This is a genomic window from Mycobacterium sp. 852002-30065_SCH5024008, from assembly GCF_001665645.1.
GTDB lineage: Bacteria > Actinomycetota > Actinomycetes > Mycobacteriales > Mycobacteriaceae > Mycobacterium > Mycobacterium paraffinicum.
The window spans coordinates 1-711 of record NZ_LZSZ01000109.1 but is presented as its reverse complement, the minus strand read 5'-3'; the positions used below and the strand labels follow the sequence as shown (position 1 = coordinate 711).

Here is a 711-nt window from a genome sequence, read left to right as displayed (position 1 = left end):
ACTGAGCGGGTGGGGTGCAGCCGTTCCACGAGCAGCTCGAAGGGCACGTCTTGGTGCTCAAAGGCGGCCAGGCTGCGCGCGCGCACCTGCCCCAACAGTTCAGCCACACTGGGATCCCCGGCCACCTCGACGCGTAACACCAAGGTGTTGACGAAGAACCCGACCAGCTCATCAAGGGCCGGGTCGCGCCGGCCCGCGATCGGGAACCCAACGGCCACCTCACAACTGGCGCTGAGCTTCGAGAGCAGTATTGTCAGCCCGGCTTGGATGACCATGAAACTGGTGGCGTTGTGCGCGCGGGCCACCCGGGTGATCTGCTGCTGCAACTGCGCCGGCCACTCGATGGTGAGGCTTGCCCCGCGATAATCGGCTACCGCCGGATAGGGCCGATCGGTGGGCAGCACCAGGCGTTCGGGCATCCCGGCCAACACGTCTTGCCAGTAGGTCAGCTGCCCGCCGATCACACTGTCGGGGTCATTGAGGTCGCCGAATTGCTCTCGTTGCCAGAGTGTGTAGTCGGCGTATTGCACCGCCAACGGCACCCAATCCGGGGCCTTGCCTTGAGTGCGGCTGGTATAGGCGGTGCCTAGATCGCGTAGCAGCGGGGTGATCGACCAGCCATCGGCGGCGATATGGTGGGCCACTGCCACCAACACATGCTCATCCTCGCCCAGATGGAAAAGCTTTGCCTGCAGCGGAATCTCGGTGGCT

1 protein-coding gene is annotated in these 711 nt (G+C 64.6%); it reads right to left on the bottom strand.

Going from position 1 to position 711, the window contains the following annotated elements; translation table 11 throughout:
- Positions 1–711 (bottom strand): condensation domain-containing protein (locus tag A5781_RS15315; protein ID WP_156624674.1); only part of this gene is annotated, 711 nt, incomplete at both ends.